This is a genomic window from Petralouisia muris, from assembly GCF_004793545.1.
In the GTDB taxonomy this organism is placed as follows: domain Bacteria; phylum Bacillota; class Clostridia; order Lachnospirales; family Lachnospiraceae; genus Petralouisia; species Petralouisia muris.
On the sequence record NZ_SRYA01000013.1, the window covers coordinates 94,370 to 110,500 of the forward strand.

Consider the following 16,131-nt stretch of genomic DNA (forward strand, 5'->3'; position numbering starts at 1 on the left):
TAGGTGATGAATTTGTTTGTCAATAGATTTTTGAAAATTTTTTTCAAATTATTTTATTTTTGAAAATTTTTAACATTCAGATTGAAAAAACTTCTTATGTATGGTACTATTTCCATATAGCTGTCTTAAAATGAAATTTTCAAAATAAAGGAGGATTCTATGAAAATTTATAAAGCGAAAGACTATAACGACATGAGCCGCAAAGCTGCCGGCATTATTTCTGCACAGATCATTCTAAAACCGGACTGCGTACTGGGCCTTGCCACCGGCTCCAGTCCTATCGGCACTTATCAGAATCTTGTAAAATGGCATCAGCAAGGCGATCTGGATTTTTCCCAGGTAACCACGATCAACCTGGATGAATATAAGGGGCTCCCACGGGACAATGACCAGAGCTACTATTACTTTATGAATGAGCACCTGTTCAGTAAGGTGAATATCAACAAAGACCGGACATTTCTGCCAGACGGAACAGAACCCGACAGCGCCGCCGCATGCCAGAAATATAATGAGATCATCCACGCCACAGGCGGCGCGGATCTCCAGCTGTTAGGCCTGGGCCACAATGGGCACATTGGCTTTAACGAGCCTTCCGATGCGTTTGAAAAAGAAACCCACTGCGTTACCTTATCAGAACGGACCATCCAGGCAAATACCCGGTTCTTCACTTCGGAAAAGGATGTGCCCCGCCAGGCGTACACCATGGGAATCCAAACCATTATGTCTGCCCGTAAAATTCTTGTGGTAGTGTCCGGCGAAGACAAGGCTGCCGCTGTCAAGGCTGTATGCTTCGGCCCGGTAACCCCCCAGGTTCCAGGTTCTATTCTCCAGTTCCACCAGGACGCCATCTTAGTGGCGGATGAAGCCGCTTTGTCACAGTGTTCTGACCTTCTGGCACAGAAAGGCGGGATTGCATGACAAAAAAGCACCGGATTATCCACGGACTGGTTTTTCAGGAACAGGGAACGTTCGTCCCCGGAACTGTCTGTCTCTGCAATGACAGAATTGTCTCAGAAACAGACTACCAGAATACAGAAGGAGATGAAACTGTCACAGACGCCAGGGAGCAATATGTCGTTCCGGGACTGACAGACATCCACTTCCATGGGTGTATGGGAAGCGACTGCTGCGACGGCACCGCAGAAGCTTTTCGCACCATTGCAGAATATGAATTACAGCAGGGAATCACTTCCATCACTCCCGCCACAATGACCATGCCGGAAGAAACATTATCGGAAATCTGCCGGGCTGCCAGGGATTTTGTCTGTCCAACAGGCGCAGATTTCTGCGGCCTGTATATGGAAGGCCCCTTTATCAGTCTAGAAAAAAAGGGCGCACAGAATGCAGCCTATATTCATCCGGCAGATTCTGCCATGCTGAAACGCCTGCAGGATATTTCCGGAGGGAAAATCCGTACCGTTGTGGTGGCTCCTGAAACGAACGGAGCCATGGAATTTATTCAGGAAAACGGCAGCGCCATCAACATTTCCCTGGCACATACCACTGCGGACTATGAAACTGCAAAGGAAGCCCTTTCTCTCGGAGCTTCTCAGTTAACCCATATGTACAATGCCATGCCACCCTTCAGCCATCGGGCGCCCGGCCCCATCGGAGCCGCCGCTGAAAGCGAACATTGCATGGCGGAATTAATCTGTGACGGCATTCATATTCATCCTTCTGTAGTGCGGGCGTCCCTGAAGCTTTTCGGAGACGACAGAATTATTTTTATCAGTGACAGTATGCGCGCCACCGGCATGGAAGATGGAGAATATGACCTGGGAGGCCAGGCAGTAACGGTAAAGGGAAACCTTGCGGTTCTTGCTGACGGAACCATCGCCGGTTCCGCCACCAACCTTATGGATTGTGTGCGCACTGCCGTTTTGGATATGGGAATTCCCCTCGCAAGCGCAATCAAGTGTGCTGCTGTCAACCCGGTCAAAGCCATTGGGCTCTGGGAGAATTACGGCAGCCTGACCCCGGGCAAATATGGAAATATTGTGATTCTGAATAAGGATTTGGGGCTGGAAACTGTATTCCACCGGGGAACTCCCATCCGGTAAAGGAGGATAATTATGGCAACTATGGTACTTGATATTGGCGGAACCGCCATTAAATCAGGACTGTACGAGAATGGAAATTTATCTGAGCTCAGAGAAACAGCTACAGAAGCCAGCCAGGGCGGTCCCCATGTGCTAGCCAGGGCCAAACAGATTATTTCAGGCTACAAAAATACCTGCTCTTTTGAGAAGATAGGCATCAGCACTGCAGGGCAGGTAGATCCTGTCAAGGGCTGTATCATTTATGCCAATGAAAATATTCCGGGCTACACCGGAACCATGCTGAAGGAAATTATGGAACAGGAATTTCATGTTCCTGTGGCTGTCCAGAATGATGTCAATGCAGCAGCCATTGGAGAAGCTGTCTTTGGCGCCGGTAAAGGCCTGAAGGATTTTGTGTGCCTGACCTACGGAACCGGCGTGGGAGGCGCAATGTTTACAGGCGGCAGGCTGTATTCCGGAAGCAGTTTTTCTGCCGGGGAATTCGGCGGTATTGTGGTGCATCCCAGTGATCGCGACATCCAAAAGGACATGTTTTCCGGCTGCTATGAACGGTATGCTTCTACCACTGCTCTTGTCCGGGAAGCCAGCCGGCAGTATCCCGCCCTGTCCAATGGGCGGATGATATTTGAACATCAGCAGGAACCAAAAGTCAGACAAATCATCGATCACTGGATTATGGAAATCGTATATGGTCTGATTACAATTGTGCACATGATGAACCCTTCCTGCGCCATTTTAGGAGGCGGGGTCATGGAACAACCCTATGTGCTGCAGCAAATACAGGAAAGACTTTACCAGAACCTGATTCCCAGCTTTCGCCATGTAGAGATTAAAAAGGCAGAGCTTGGCAACCAGGCCGGCATGTTAGGAGCCGCTGTATTAGACAGTGTCTCCTATTGAAGAAGCATCTGAGAAAGTTCCGGGCGCCTGAATCACACATTATTTAGCAGAAGGAGGAGATATTTTGAACGGTAATATTTTAGAATGCATCACGGAACAATATCATTCCCTCACCCGCTCCGGCAAGAAGTTGGCAGATTTTATTTTTGCCAATACTTCCACTACCCAGTACTTGTCTATTTCCACTTTGGCAGAACAAAGCGGCGTTTCCGAGGCATCAATTACAAGATTCTGCCATGGATTGGGATTGTCCGGATACAATGACTTTAAACTGGCGCTGGCCAAGGCGGATTATGTCACTGATTTAGGCGACCCTTCCCATTCCCCGGAAACCATCACCTCAGAAGATTCCTTAAACAACATCTTTCACAAGCTCCATGCGTCCAACATTCTCTCTCTGAATGAAACGCTGGAGCTGATAGACGAAAGAAATGTAGAAAAAGCCGTAGATTTACTCTCTGAAGCAGACCGTGTCTTCTGTTTCGGTCAAGGTGGAAGCATGGTAATGGCGATGGAGGCATGGGCCCGCTTTTCCACTGCTTCCTCCCGTTTTATCCATATTGAGGATTCCCATATGCAGGCCATGAATATTGCATTGGCAACTTCGAAGGACGTGATTCTGTTTTTCTCCTACTCCGGCTCTACCAAGGACATGGAGGATATTATGAACATTGCCAAAAAGCAGGGAATTCCCATTATACTGATTACTCACTTTTCCAAATCCCGGGCAGCCGAGTTTGCCGATGTGATTTTACTTTGCGGTTACAATGAGAGCCCCCTTCAGTCCGGTTCCGTGGCTGCTAAAGTGGGACAGCTTTTTCTGATTGAATGCCTGTTTTATGTATTCTGTAAACGCAATCCGGAATTGTTTGCGGCAGCCCGCTCCGCTACTGCGGAGGCTATTGCCCGGAAGTTATTGTAGCCTGCTGCCGGTAAAACGGCCGCTAAGAAAGGGCAGCCACATTAAAGAGTTATCCTGCAGGATATGACAGCAGGACAGCTCCTTAATGTGTCAGTCCTTTTGCAGCAATTCAAATCCATACTGAGCTGGACCATGGAGTAATTCGCCCTCGTTTGTAAAACAAGAACCATGGCAGGGACATTCCCAGGTGCCTTCATCTGCATTTTTCTCCAGTTTACACCCCATATGCGTACATTTTCCTGGAAATTCCTGTGCAGAAACTGCCTGCTTTGTCAAACCTTTCACAGCCTGAATGGTATTTTCTGTAAAATTTTTTGACAACGCGGACACGGGAAACCTCTGAGGCGCATATACTTTTTCATCTTCATGCTCTTTTCCCAGCACCATATCACGGATCACAGACGCTGCTGCCATAGCAGATGTCATGCCCCATTTGCCAAATCCCGTTGCCACATACCAATTGGGTATTTCCGAGGAAAAATAGCCAATATAAGGAATTTTATCCATAGGCATACAATCCTGGGCGGACCAATGGGCAATTTCCCTGCTTTTTGGAAACCATTCCTCTGCTTTTTTTCGAAGCAGCTCATATCTTTCGCCGGAGGTATTTTCTCCGGTACGATGACTCCCGCCTCCCAAAAGCAAAATCCTTTTCCCGTCTTTTTCCATCGTCCGAAAAGAATATCCCTCCGGCTCTATTCCAAGATACATGCCATCTATTTTTTCCCATTCTGAAATATCCAGGGCAATCACGTAACTCCGTTCCTGGTGCATCCGTAAAAAATAATATCCAGGCACTATCTGCCAGGGATAGTGAACTGCAAAAATCACATGCTCTCCTTCCGCCATGCCATGTTCTGTAAACGCACAGTTATCTTTCAAACGAACTACTCTGGATTCTTCATAGATAGTTAATTTTTCTGCAATTTTCCCGATAAATTTCAACGGATGGAACTGACCTTGATTTGCAAACCGTACTGCCCCTGCCACTGGAAAGGGCAATTCTGTCTCTGTCACAAATTCCGCCGGAATGCCCAGAAGAGTTGCCCATTTGGCCTCATTTTCCAGTTCTTCTATTCGCTCTTTTTCCCTACTGTATAAATATGCTGGTTTCCGTTGAAAGTCACAGGCTATTTTTTCCTTTTCTATGATTCGGGCATAATCTTCGATGGCCTGCTGATTGGCATGGGCATACATAGCAGCCTTTTCTTCTCCAAATTTTTCCATCAGGTAAGCGTAAATCAAATTGTGCTGGGAGGTAATCTTCGCTGTAGTATTGCAGGTCTGCCCGCCTGCGATCCGTCCGGCTTCCAGTACAACTGTTTCCACTCCCTGTTCCTGCAGCATATATGCAGTCAGAATTCCAGTCATCCCTGCACCTATCACCACTGCTTTTGTGTGAATATTTTCCTTTAATTTCTCCCTTGAGGGAATTTCAGCCGTTTTTTTCCAGACAGATTCCATATGCTTCCTCCAACTCTTTTTTCAGGCATTTTCCTGTTATTTCAAAAAAGAAAAGCCTTTTCTCTATATAGAGAAGAGCTTTTCTTTTTTGAAATAGTATTTCCCTGAATATTCAAACTATGTATTCTGATTTATTTTGAAAACATCACCTTCTCACTGTCAAACATCTTCGTAAGAATCACTACCCCGATTCCGGCATAGAAAACATTCGAAGCAACAGTGACTGCAAGATTTACCATATCCATCTTAAGTGAAAAAATTCCATTCATACACTGTACGCTGTTGTACAAGGGAATCAAAAACCACATCGGTTCTGTTTTGCAGAGGCTTTCCACCATGGAGGTTACGCCAAGGAGCATGGAAACAATCATAATAGGAGTCACCCATCCAGTAGCTTCTTTTACATTTTTCGCAAAGGCGGACACGATAGACACCACCGCAACAATCACCAGAACTGTAGAAAGAATTACCAGCAGCAGCAGCAGATAGTCCTGAAATCCATACACATTGGCATTAATCAGCGCTCCGTCTCCCATTAGCTTAGGCAGAGACAGCATCATTCCCAGAAAGCTGGAAAGGCCGCATAAAATGGCAATAATACTTAAGCTGACCACCTTTCCCAATGCAAGATGGCTGCGCTTTAAAGGGGTAACCAATAATGTGGCAATGGTTCCCCGCTCCTTTTCTCCTGCAATGGACTCAGGAGCAATGGCCATACATCCGCTGAACAGAAATGCCATCATTAGCATAGGCACCATCATAGAGAATACCTGGGCAGACAAATCTTCTTCAGAGGCAAGATCATAGTCCTCCCCCTCTGGATTGATGTCAAATTTATTGGCAAGGGCAGATTCGTAACTGTCCAGCATCCCTGTCATGATCCCGTAAGCAGACTGGGAATCTGTGTCGCTGGAATTATAATAGATTTCTACCGCCGGTGCAGGCAGTCCCGAAGAAACCTGATATTTTGCCACTTTTGCATCAAAATCTTCCGGAAAGGAAACCACCAGATGGTATTCGCCCTCTCCCCCTGACAAAGCTTCCAATGCCTCTTCCTTCTCCTGTGCTCCCGACAATTCTGCATATTCCAGAGGAACATCCTGTTCCCATATCTGCCGCATGCTCTCTGGAAGAGCTTCCACCTGCACTTGCGCCTTAAAATCCTCGGAATCTTCATACTGTGAGGAAAATCCCTGCCCCATCAGAGAATACAGAAGATAAATCATAATTCCAGGCATCAGCAGTGTGGTAAGCACCATTCGCCGGTCAGTAAAAAAACGTGTAAGCTCTTTCTTCATTACCGTCATCATATTACTTTTCATAGGACTCACCTGCTCTTTCTGCATAAATGTCAAAGAATTTCTCTTCCAGAGATTTCTCTTCTGTCATATGTTCCAAAGTGTCGCAAACCACCATGGCGCCGTCTATAATAATGCCTACACGGTCACAGATTTTCTCAATCAGGCTGAAAATATGGGTAGACACCACAATGGTTTTGCCCTGGGCTTTCAGCTCCAGAAGAAAATCCGTCACCACTTTTGCGGTCAGTACATCCAGGCCATTGGTAGGCTCATCAAAAATGATAATATCCGGATCGTGCACAATGGAAACCACCAGTGATACCTTCTGCTTCATTCCAGTGGAAAGGTTGGCCACTTTCACCTCTGCAAATTCTGAAATCTGAAATTTATCAAATAATTCCCGTTTTCGTTTCTCTGCAGTTTCTTTCTCCACTCCATGCAAATCTGAAAAAAAATCAAACAGATAATTGGGAGTAAAAAATTCTTCCAATTTCAATTCACTGGTTAAAAATCCGATTTTCCTGCGGACTTCGCTGGGGTTTGTAACTACGCTGGTTCCGTCAACCACTACATCACCCTCGTCGGGTGTAATCAGAGATGCTATCATCCGCAAGGTAGTGGTTTTTCCTGCGCCGTTAGAACCCAGGAGCCCGAATACTTCTCCCTGGTATGCAGTAAAGCTCAGGTGGTTTACCGCTACTTTTATCCTCTCCTTTGTTTTTTGGATTTTCTGCTGCTTTGCGGAAATCTTAAAGGTTTTCTTCAAATCCCGCACTTGTAGTAATTCTCTCATATCCAATCCTTTCTAACCTTATGTATTATTGTACTATTTATATGATACAATAAAACAGATTATAGGATCTGTCAAGAGATAAATTATTCTCCTGTTTTCGGACTTTTTCTTTTGCTGGAATCTGCGCTGTCTTTTTCTGTCTGACCGGAATCCTCCGTCAGGCTGCGTTCGTTCTTTCGGATGCTTATGGTTTCTTGTCCGGTCATACTTTCATCGGAATTTTTCTCTTTCTTTCCACTCGTTTCCGCCTGTGGATCTTTGTCGCTTTCCCCAGTAGCGCCGGTTTGTCCGTTACCGCTTTCATTGCTGTTTTCAGTGTTGTTTTCAGTGTTATTTCCAATTCCAGTGTTTTCCGGTGTCTCTGGATCGTCATTTTTTCCAGCGTTTTCTTCTTTCTTATCATCCGTCTGCTGATTCTTGGAATCAATGACAACTACATAATCAGATGCATGGGAGAAGGAAAGGCTTGTGGTTCCGTCTTCTCCGATTTGCCCGGCATTCATGAACTTCAGTTTTCCATCGCTGTCATAGTAATACAAACTTCCAGTGCCGCCGCTGTTGATGCTGCCCAGATTCAGGATCAGATCTGCCCGGAACCCAAAATCACCGTTATGGGTTAAGGAAAGCTGTGTGGTAGGCTTCCCTTCTGCAATAGAGGCCACAAGGCTTGAGGGCACCACATCTGTTCCAATTTTCACTTCCAGATCAATATCTGTCAAATTTGACGCAAACACTTCATCGCCGCCGATGGACCAGCTGTATCCGTCCAGTTCCAGAACTATATCTACCGGTTTTCCCTGAATGGCTTCCAGAACCTCTTTGGGCACCACGGTGGCTTTCTTCATGTCAATTGCGATCACTTCCCCTGCTTGGGCATTTTCAACTTTTTCAATGATTTCTGCAATCTCATCTTCGGAAAGTTTCTCCTTTGCTGGTTCTTCCGGTTCATTGCCTTTTAACCTGGCGTCCGCTGCAAGAAGCTCCCGATCTTCTGTAACCACAATCGTTTCCCCTCTCTCGAAACCTTCCCAGAGAATCTCTTCATATTTCTCATTTTCCGTCGGCAGCGTATAATTGGCGCCTTGATTCACAATCACATACTGGCAGGTATCATCCGGGTACTTCAAGGTTACCACGCAGTTACTGTATAACGCCTCAAAATTTATTTTCTTATATTTTCCCAAATCCAGCTGGATAGCGCCCGTCCACTCAGACAATCTTAACCCATCCAAATGTTCCGCATCCTTAAAAGCGTCTGCGGCAGCTCCCTGAAGCTCTGCATCAGAAAGCTCTTCCCCATCTATCATCATCATTTTGCTGCCGCAGGCGGTTTTTCCATCTTTTCCCCGGTAAGAATAATGTACTTCAGCCGTCGTCTTGCCCTGATATACAGCCGCAGCGTCTATGCCCGTCATCGGCTGAGAGAAGGTTTCCTCTGTGCCATCGGCTGTAAGAACCCAGCCTTCCCAGCCCATTCCCTGCACTTCTTCCGGTTCTTCCAACTGAGCCAATGCATCGCTGACTCTGGTTCCTTCCAGATAAGATTTGGTGATAACATTGGTTCTTTCCCTGCCGTTTTGATCCAGATACTTTACGTTCCAGGCCACCTGGCAGTTGTTATATACCGCCTTTGCAGACAGATATGCCATTTCTCCTACAGCTATGGTTCCATCATATCCATCCTGAAGCTGAAAGCCTGCAAAATCTTCTGTTTTAGCGTCTTCCGGCAATTCCAGAACGTCCATTACTTCCTGGTATGTCATTTCCTTATCTACAAATATCGGAAGCAGGATCTCTTTCACGCCGCTTTCCTCTGACATATAAGTCAGGCTTACATTGGCGCATCCCTTATCATAGCTGGCGTAAAAATAACAGCTCATATCCTCTGTACTGTTAAATAACAGTTCCGTATCCCCATTTACTTCCCATTCATGCCATTCATATTTCCAGGTTGTCTCAACTCCGTCAATAGGTTCCGGAAAAATGCCAAGTTCATTCAGGGTGGCTCTTCTTCCCACATTTTCTACCATTGTGGAGGAAATCAGAGAGTTAGGCTGATAACTGCCATCCTGTGACTTTGCATACCCATAGAAATGGAATGTCACATTCTTAAAATCTTCCCGATAGGTATTTTTAGATTTTACTTTATAATACCAGGGATAGGTATATTCCCAGTCTGACTGATAGCTGGAGAAATCCGCCCCATGCCCCAGCGTGTCTTTCAGTTCCAGGCTTGTAAGGGTCCACTCACAGGGATAGGTATCCTCTGTAATGGAAATCCTTCCGGTATATTCCTGTGTCTCCGGATTGTAGTTCAAAGCGACACGTTCCAAAGCAGACACATTGGTTACCTGAGGACGAAAATATACCACTCCCGAAGGGGAAGGATTCTTCTCCTTTACTTTAATGCGGATATTAACAGTTTCCCCAGGACTGACCCATTGGCCGTTTTTGTCTATGGCAACGCTCTCAATCAGCGGGCCTTCCGCGTCATACCCATAGGGATCCACCGTAAAATACCAGGGGCCTTCCGCCAGAGCCTCTTCGCACTCTGACAGATATGTGTAATTGTAGTTTGTATCCCAGAGGGTAAGCTCTGCAAGCTCCCATTTTACAGGCTGGATAGATTCATTAATGTCTATCCTCCCTACATACTTATGGGTTTCGCTGCTGTAATTCAAACGAGTATAAAGGGATGATATATAGCCAAGGTTATCCTCAGGGTCAAAACGCACCTCTGCATAACGGGCAGGATTACGCTCCTCTACTTCCACCTCTATGGAAACGCTGTTTCCTGCCCCCACTAACTGACCGTTTTTATCCAGCCGGATACTCTTAATCACAGGCCCTGTCCTGTCATAAGTATCCTGCGATACAAAATAATGCCTGGAAGCATTGGGATGTTCCGCCTCAAAATTCCCCAAAAATGCATAATTCCCATAAGTATCTTTGACCGATAAGGAAGTCAGCTTCCATTCGCCCGGATAGGTGGATTCTGTAATTTTGATGTTCCCTTCATATTCCTCTGTTTCTGTATTGTATCGGAGACTGACAGATACACTGTCTGCCATACCAGGTTCCTGCAGGCTGAAATATGCGCTTGCCCAGTCGTGGGGATGCGCTTCTTGCACCTTCACCTTCATCTCAACGGTATCCCCTGCCTGAACCGTCCGCCCGTTTTCGCCGATATCAATGCTCTCAATCACAGGTTTGGTTTCGTCATATTCCTGATCCACAATAAAATTCAATTCTGCAGAGGGCCCAATTTCTTCCGGATTAAAATGCAGGATTTTTCCAGAACCTGTATGTATGCGAATATAATTCAATTCCCATTCTCCGGGATAAGTCAGCTCTGTAATCCGATAGATGCCCGATATTTTTTGGTTTTCTTTGTCATAGAAACCAATAATATCCTGTTCACGAGATTTATTTTTACATGTTATATGCATCACGATGTAAGTGATTGTTTCATTCTCGCACTGGACGTCTGCCGTATAGGTTACGCTGTCTCCCGACTTCAGCGTCTCCCTCTCTCCTTGTATGTTTTTCTCCATTTGCAGGCCTGAGAGCGCTACAGTTCTTTCTACCTCCTTATTCTTTCTGGTAAACGTATAGCGCTCCTGCCCGTACTCATCATATACATTCCAGTTGGCGTAATTGCTTTTCGCATCCTCTACATAAATGCGTGTAATACAATAACGGCCTTCTTCCAGCTGACTGCAGGGTATTTCTGCCGTGTACCGATTTCCTTCGCCGGTTTCTTCAAATGTCAGATTTCTGCCGCGGTAAGTGCTGTAACAGTACAATTCCACAGAAACAAGCTGAATATCGCTGTCTGCATCATACATCCACAGGTTAAAATGGACAGTATCATCTTCCTCTAAAATCTCTCCGTTTTCAACCACTTCAAAATTCTCAATCACCGGCCGGTTAATATCATAAGAATCGTCGCGGGGTATCACGGAATCCTCTTCCGGTTTCTGCTCATACTCCGGAGTTTCTGATGCATCTTCAGTTTCAGACATTTTCTGCTGTTCTGTATCTTCTGCTGCCGCATTTTCAGTTTCAGACATTTTCCGCTGTTCTGTATCTTCTGCTGCCGCATTTTCAGTTTCAGACCCTTTCTGCTGTTCTGTATCTTCTGCTGCCGCATCTTCACTATTCTGGCTTTCTGCTGCCGTCCCCTGCATTGGAACCACTGCTGCCATTGTCATAGATATTGCCAGTAAAATCCCTAATAATTTTCTGCCTGATTTCTTCATTGATATACCTCCTCAGTAAATTTCCGCGAAACTGCTTCGCCTCAATTCTTCCTGTCCTCATGCAGCTTTTCCCTCTTCTTTAAACTGCATCATCTGTCAGCACCGCTTCAATCAGAAGACGTCTGTCATCCCTTCCGCTATAACAGGTAGACAGCGTAAGAATCCTGTTCTCTTGTGAAACATCCGTTCCTTCCCGGAAATTTCCTGTAGAGTTTTCCACATCTTCCAAATACTTCTGAACCTGAGCGCTGTCGCTGAATTCATACTCATAGGGAATCAGTGCATCGGAAAAATCCACCGCTGCAAAGATTTCATAAGTAAGGGTGCCGTCTGGCGTGTAAACCATGATCTGATGGTTTTTTTCAAAAAAATCACTGTCTTCAAATTCATGAAGACTGGTAAACATCTTTCCGTTTTTCATATTATGCCCATAAAGAACTGTAACAGAATCCATAAAATCCTTCTGATTGACCGGCTGGCTGTAAATAGCCCCAGGAAGCCCTTCTTCTAAATCCACCGTATGATTCAGATAATAATTATCATAAGGATCTTCTGCATCGCTTTTCTGGAGAACCGGATAGTCTATACTGGTTCCCGGAACGGTGATCCAGGCATAAATATCCGGATTCCACTCCTGCAACATCTCAAAATCAATCGTTACATTGCCGGATTCATCCGTGTGCTTTACGCTGTCAGCAGCTGTTTCCAAGGATAATTCCACAGAAGCTGCGGCATCCCCGGAAAAACTCACATTCCCTGTGCGAAAGCTTACCAAAGAAACCGCTGCGCCGAATACTACAATGAAAAGAACGGATAAAATACTCTTTTTTTCGAATTTCATACCTCTTTACTCCCCTGTCTTTGGACTTTTTCTCTGGTTTGTATCATTTTTCCCGGTTTCTCCGGAATCTGCCGTTATGCTATTTTGATTTTTTCTGATACTTATTGTGTCATTATCCGGAACTTTAGTTGTATTCTTAGTTGTATTCATATCTGTATTCTTTTCCTGTTCTCCTTCCGGATTCTTTGTCTCAGAAACTTCTTTGTCTTCCTCCTTCTCTTCCGTCTCTGCTTTGGGATCAATTACAATAACATAATCTGACGCATGAGAAAATGAGAGACTTGCAGTTCCGTCTGCCCCTATCTGCCCGGCATTTCGAAAGATCAGTTTTCCGCTGCTGTCATAATAGTACAAATTCCCGGTACCACCGCTGTTCTCACTGCCCAGATTCAGCGTAAGATCTGCGCGGAATCCAAATTCTCCATTATGGGTAAGAGAAAGCTGAGTTACCGGCTTTCCTTCTGCAATAGAGGATACAAGACTGGAAGGCACTGCGTTGGTTCCAATTTTCACCTCCAAATCAATATCTTTTAATTCTGTTGCCAACACTTCCGTACCGCCAATAGACCAGCTGTATTCTCCCATATCCAAAACAATATCCAACGGCTTTCCCTGAATTGCAGCCAGAACTTCTTTCGGCACCACAGTAGCTTTTTTCATGTCAATTTTAATCCTGCTTCCTGCCGGAGCGCTTTCAATCTCTGTCAGAATTTTTGCAATCTCTTCTTCCGGAAGCTTCTCTCCAGCGGGTTCTTCTGTTGCGCCGTCCTTCCTCTTATACTCTGAAGCAAGAAACTCCCTGTCTTCCGTAATCACTACGGCTTCTCCCTTTTGATAGCCTTCCCAGAGAATATCTTTGTATTTATCATTTTCTTCAGGCAGTAAAAATTCCGAGTTTTTATCCACAACAACGTACTGACAGACGTCATCCGGATATTTCAGGATTACCACACAGTTGGAATATAATGCCTGGAACTGTACTTTTTTATACCTTTCCTGATTGATCTCCATACTGCATGTCCATTCCGACAGGATTAAGCCTGGAAAATGCTCCGCAGCCTTGAATGCTTCGGATGCTTCTCCCTGAATCTGTGTATCTGTAAGGTTTTCTCCATCCAAAAGCATCATTCTGCTGCCGCAGGTTATCTTACCGTCTTCTCCCCGGTAAGTGTAAGATGCGTCTGCCGTTGTCTTTCCCTGATATACTGCAACCACATCCAAGCTTGTCATAGGCTGGGTAAAGGTATCGTCCATACCAGAATTTGTCAGAACCCAGCCTGCAAACTCCAGGCCATTTTCCGTTTCCGGCTCCTCCAGTTCTGCCAAAGCATCCCGTACCTTTGTCCCTTCCAGATATGATTGATTGATTACTTTGGATATTTCTTTCCCGTCCGCGTCCAGATATCTTGCATTCCAGGCCGCCTGGCAATTTTTATACTTTGCCTCTGCATAGATATAAGCACAATCTCCTATCATGGTACTTTCATTGTGATAATCATCGCTGTAAGTTAGCCTGAATCCGGCAAAATCTTGTGTTCTGGCATCTTCCGGCAATTCCAGAAGCTCCAGTATGTTCTGATAGGTTGCCTCCTTATCCGTAAATTTCGGGAGGTATACTTCCTTTATGCCGCTGTTTTCTGTCATATAGGTAAGCCTTATATTGGCACATCCCTGGTCATAGCTGGCATAAAAATCCCATGTCATATCCGCTGAACTGTTAAAGAGTAATCGCGTATCCTCGTCTGCTTCCAATCCACGCCAGCCATAAGTCCAGGCTGCAGAAACTCCTTCCATCGGCTGAGGAAAAGACACTCCCAGTTCCTTTAAGGAAGCTCTGCGCCCTACGTTTTCTACTGTCTGACTGGAAATCATGGATATAGGTGAAATGCCCAACTTTATCACTTACGCTCACATTTGTCAGCGCCCACTCACAGGGATACATATCTTCTGTAACAGTGATGCTCCCTGTATACGCTCCGGCAGATGCATGAAACTCCAGATTCACATAAGCTGACGCTGATACATTCTCCACCTGAGGATAAAACCATGCGGATGCATTTTCCGAAGGATGCTCCTCTTTTACTTTCACTGTCAAAGTAACCACATCCCCGGCCCGTAAGATCTCCCCGTTCTTATCGATAGAAATATCTTCAATCACTGGTTTCTCAGTATCAAAATCCGCCTGTACTACTGTAAAACTCAGGTTTGCATCCGTTTCTGTCTGATTGGGATAAAAATAATAACATTTATCAGACTCTGTATACACATAAATCTGTTCCAATCTCCACTCGGCAGGATACGTTTCCTCTGTTACAGTATAAGTGCCTGTCAGCGTCTGCGTTTCAGCACTATAAACTGCGCTGATGGATTCTGAACCATAATAGCCGTCTGTATTTGCGTACAGATAGAGCACAATATTTCTTATAGTTTCCTCCTTACAGGTTACATCAGCCGTATAAGTTACCATATCTCCTGCTCTTAATTTGCCGTCTTCATTCGCCGGATTTGCCTGCATCCTGAAATTGGAAACCAATACATTTTCATCTATGTTTACCTCCGCATCCAAGGTGAACTGATATTTGTACTGCCCGTTCTCATCCCATGTCTTCCAATTCACATAATTGTTCGCTTTATCCTCTGCATAAATGCCGGAAATGTAAAAATTTCTGCCTTTCAGGCTACTGCAGGAAATGGTTCCGGCATACAGATTTCCTTCTCCGCTTTTTTCCAGGGTTACGGATGCTCCGCTTCCCTGGGCGTCACTGCAGGATACAGAAACAACAATCGACTGAATCTCACCATCTGCATCGTAGGCCGACACGGTAAAATGAAGGATATCATTTACTGTTAATGCATCTCCGTTTTCCTCAAATTCAAAGTTCTCAATAACCGGCGGGTAAATATCATAAGAATCTGCCTGAGGAAGGATATCTTCGCTGCCTCCTGGAAGCATAAATGTCCTTCCTTCCGCTTCTTCTGTAAAAGGCAGTTCATGACCTGCAGGATTTTCCAATCCCCCGCCCTGAGCCTCTGGCAGCTGTTCTGTTTCCGGTATCTGATCCTGCTCCGATGAATCCCGCTTTCTGCTCAGTTCTTCCGTTACTGCATCTTCAGAAAGAAACGCTTTCTCCTTTTCCGCCTCTCCTTCTGAATGTGCCTTCACCTTTTCTGCAGCTTCACGTTCCAAGGCATTATTCTCCGCTGCCATGCCCTGCTGGGGAAAGACTGCTGTAACGAACATAATTACCGCCAATAAAATTCCTGTAAATTTTCTCACTGATTTTCTCATCAATTATACCTCCCAAAATAAAAATGAATTACTGTAAATGATTTAAAACAGCATACAATCTTTCATTTAATACGATATCTCCCCCTTCCTCAAAACAACAGTACCTTTGACCTATATAGTTCATATTATACATTTTTTCGCAAAAAATCGGAAGAATTTTCCTGTAAATTTTTATTTTTTTTCGAGAAATTATAAATTTTCGTCACTGTGCACAATAATCATGCTGTTTTCCGACCGTCTTTTGATAAAAAAGTGTCTTCGACACTTCAGCCCCCTAGCCCCCATTCATGGGGGAATTA

Annotated in this window: 10 protein-coding genes; 4 read left to right on the forward strand and 6 right to left on the reverse strand. The window is 45.1% G+C overall.

Annotation, left to right across the window (positions count from 1 at the left end):
* Positions 1–159 precede the first annotated feature (159 nt).
* From nagB to E5329_RS08470, 4 genes are all read left to right on the forward strand, one after another.
* Complete coding sequence (nagB, locus tag E5329_RS08455; RefSeq protein WP_135989127.1) at positions 160–918, forward strand: glucosamine-6-phosphate deaminase; 759 nt, start codon at positions 160–162, stop codon at positions 916–918.
* The gene (nagA, locus tag E5329_RS08460; protein ID WP_135989128.1) at positions 915–2,060 is read left to right on the forward strand and encodes an N-acetylglucosamine-6-phosphate deacetylase; all 1,146 of its coding nucleotides are present in this window, start codon (positions 915–917) and stop codon (positions 2,058–2,060) included. Before nagB ends, nagA begins: the two co-directional genes overlap by 4 nt.
* Positions 2,061–2,072: 12 nt before the next feature.
* Positions 2,073–2,960, forward strand: coding sequence for an ROK family protein (locus tag E5329_RS08465; protein ID WP_135989129.1), 888 nt, complete (start codon positions 2,073–2,075; stop codon positions 2,958–2,960).
* 64 nt (positions 2,961–3,024) lie between these two features.
* Positions 3,025–3,882, forward strand: a complete 858-nt coding sequence (locus tag E5329_RS08470) for a MurR/RpiR family transcriptional regulator (RefSeq protein WP_135989130.1) — start codon at positions 3,025–3,027, stop codon at positions 3,880–3,882.
* Positions 3,883–3,972: 90 nt separating this feature from the next.
* On the opposite strand, the gene E5329_RS08475 is transcribed toward E5329_RS08470, so the two are convergent.
* The 6 genes from E5329_RS08475 to E5329_RS08500 form a co-directional block, all read right to left on the reverse strand.
* Positions 3,973–5,346 (reverse strand): FAD-dependent oxidoreductase, encoded by a 1,374-nt coding sequence (locus E5329_RS08475; protein WP_135989131.1) that lies wholly within the window; start codon positions 5,344–5,346, stop codon positions 3,973–3,975.
* Between the two features lie 131 nt (positions 5,347–5,477).
* Positions 5,478–6,668: an ABC transporter permease gene (locus E5329_RS08480; RefSeq protein WP_135989132.1), complete on the reverse strand. Its 1,191-nt coding sequence runs from the start codon at positions 6,666–6,668 to the stop codon at positions 5,478–5,480.
* On the reverse strand, positions 6,658–7,440 hold the full coding sequence (locus E5329_RS08485; protein WP_135989133.1) for an ABC transporter ATP-binding protein: 783 nt from the start codon (positions 7,438–7,440) through the stop codon (positions 6,658–6,660). Before E5329_RS08485 ends, E5329_RS08480 begins: the two co-directional genes overlap by 11 nt.
* Positions 7,441–7,523: 83 nt before the next feature.
* A complete protein-coding gene (locus E5329_RS08490; RefSeq protein ID WP_135989134.1) occupies positions 7,524–11,702 on the reverse strand; it encodes a hypothetical protein in 4,179 nt (1,392 codons plus the stop codon).
* A 79-nt stretch (positions 11,703–11,781) separates the two neighbouring features.
* Positions 11,782–12,543, reverse strand: coding sequence for a class B sortase (gene srtB / locus E5329_RS08495; RefSeq protein ID WP_135989135.1), 762 nt, complete (start codon positions 12,541–12,543; stop codon positions 11,782–11,784).
* Between the two features lie 6 nt (positions 12,544–12,549).
* Complete coding sequence (locus E5329_RS08500) at positions 12,550–14,445, reverse strand: hypothetical protein (RefSeq protein ID WP_168356559.1); 1,896 nt, start codon at positions 14,443–14,445, stop codon at positions 12,550–12,552.
* Between the last annotated feature and the right edge of the window lie 1,686 nt (positions 14,446–16,131).